Origin of the sequence: Lactobacillus sp. 23-2, from assembly GCF_044902225.1 — a bacterium.
GTDB lineage: Bacteria > Bacillota > Bacilli > Lactobacillales > Lactobacillaceae > Lactobacillus > Lactobacillus absianus.
Window position 1 is genome coordinate 1 of sequence record NZ_JAOQBX010000051.1, and the last position, 2,316, is coordinate 2,316.

Genomic DNA, 2,316 nt, shown 5'->3' on the forward strand with positions numbered 1-2,316 from the left:
GTTAAAGAATCAATTAGCCGGAAAGATTTATTTACACAAAAGAATTGACAGTCTCGATTTTTGAGTTCAAATGGCTATTGTAACGAAAAGGATACTTTGCACTAGCAGCAAGAAATAGCCGAAAAAATAGCTTCTTTTTTGAGAATCTTCCTCATGTCTTGTTCCTCATATCTATCCAATCAGAAGCGTAATAATAACTTTTACCATGTTATCACAATGCTTTAAAAAATGAAGCTACATTATAATATTATTTTTAATATATAGAAACAACTTTCATATTTCTCATCATCTTCCCTATCTGCTGATATTTAATTGCAATAAAAATTGTATTATCCCCCGTTTAACGGTAAGATAGCAGTATCACAACCAAAAGGAGAACAAATAATATGAGTCATGAATTAACTCTGCAAGAAATCGCGGAATTCAGCCGCGACTTCAACGCTGATCCCAAAAATCAAGTTCTTGCCCGCGCTGCCGGCCGCAGCGGCATCCTGGAAGCATCATACAATGAGCGCGTTGCCGGCCGCTTGACCCGCGTCTTCTCCACTGAGCTGGACACGGACAACGTTACCAACCAAAAGCAGTCCGGCCGCTGTTGGCTTTTCTCAACCTTGAACGTCTTGCGCCACGACTTCGGTGCCAAGCATAAGGCCAAGAACTTTACCCTGTCCCAAAGCTACAACTTCTTCTGGGACAAACTGGAAAGAGCCAACCTTTTCTATGAAAAAGTGATCGAAACCGCTGATAAGCCATTAGACGACCGGGAAGTCCGCAGCTATTTCGACTTCGCCGGCCACGATGGCGGCCAATGGCACATGGCCATCTCTTTGGTCAAGAAGTACGGTGTCGTGCCAAGCTACGTTATGCCAGAAAGCTTCAATACTTCTGCTACTGACGGCTTGGCCAGCGCCCTGGCTGACAAGGAAAGAAAAGACGCCTTGGCCTTGCGCCGCCTGGCTCAAGCAGGTGACCAGGAAGGACTGGAGACGGCTCGCAAGACCTTCTTAAATGAAATCTACCGGATGGTTGCTATCGCCGTTGGTGAACCGCCAAAGACTTTTGACCTGGAATACAGAGACGACGACAAGAACTACCACCTGGAAAAGAACTTGACTCCAGTCTCCTTCTTCAACAAGTACTTTGACGTCGACCTGGACGACTACGTAGTCTTGACCAACGCACCAGACCACGAATACGGCAAGCTCTACCACCTGGGCGCTGAAGACAACGTCGAAGGCGGCAGTCCGATCCTCTTCTTGAATGAACCGATGGAATACCTGGAGCAAGCCGCTGTTGCCCAATTAAAGGACGGGGAAGCTGTCTGGTTCGGCAACGACGTCCTGCGGCAAATGGACCGCAAGACCGGCTACCTGGACACTGACCTCTACAAGCTGGAAGACCTCTTTGACGTTGACCTTAGTCTGTCCAAGGCTGACCGCCTGGCTACCGGCGCTGGTGAAGTTTCCCATGCCATGACCCTGGTCGGGGTTGATGAAGATAAGGGCAACATCCGCCAATGGAAGGTGGAAAACTCCTGGGGCGACAAGTCCGGGGAAAAGGGCTTCTTCGTCATGAGCCAAAACTGGTTCAAGGAATACGTCTACGAAGTCGTTGTCCACAAGAAATACTTGACTAAGGACCAGCAAGAGCTGCTCTCTTCAACTCCGGTTGAACTCGCGCCTTGGGACTCATTAGCCTAAGGAGTCCTGATTATCGCCGCCCTTCATCGGGATTAAGCACGAAAAAACCGCTCAGTTCTCTAACAGAATGATATGACCCCAAAAATTGGGACAAATTAGTATTACGCCGTTAAGGTTGTTAGAACATGATTCCGATATTCAATCGGGGTCATGTTTTTTCGTCCTGTTTTGATTCTTACGTTGTTGTAGTAATCGATATATTTGTGAATAGCTTGTTCAAGCTCATTTAGGTCCTTGTATTTATGTTCTTGACCGTAGAACATCTCCCGCTTAAGAATGCCGAAGAAGCCTTCCATTAAGCCGTCATCTAGAGAATTACCTAGTCTGGACATACTCTGATCGATCCCTCTATTAGCTAAAGCGGATTGATATGCATAGTGCTGATATTGCCAGCCACGATCTGAGTGAAAAATAAGCCCGTTAAGAGCCGGATGCTTCTCAAATGCATCATCTAGCATGGTCATTACTTGCTTAAGGTCTGGGTGCCTAGAAATATTGTAGGAAATGATTTCTTGGGTACAACCATCAATAATTGGAGAAAGGTAGAGCTTTTGATCTTTGAGATGGAATTCTGTCACGTCGGTAAACCAATGTCTGTCGGGAATAATTGCGTAGA

General features: G+C 46.2%; 2 protein-coding genes. One reads left to right on the plus strand and one right to left on the minus strand.

Annotation, left to right across the window (positions count from 1 at the left end; translation table 11 throughout):
* Positions 1-386 precede the first annotated feature (386 nt).
* The gene (locus OCH80_RS10085) at positions 387-1,700 is read left to right on the plus strand and encodes a C1 family peptidase (protein ID WP_404540627.1); all 1,314 of its coding nucleotides are present in this window, start codon (positions 387-389) and stop codon (positions 1,698-1,700) included.
* A gap of 101 nt (positions 1,701-1,801) precedes the next feature.
* Here OCH80_RS10085 and OCH80_RS10090 read toward each other — a convergent pair.
* The coding region (locus OCH80_RS10090) for an IS3 family transposase (RefSeq protein ID WP_404540629.1) at positions 1,802-2,316 on the minus strand (515 nt) is incomplete at its 5' end.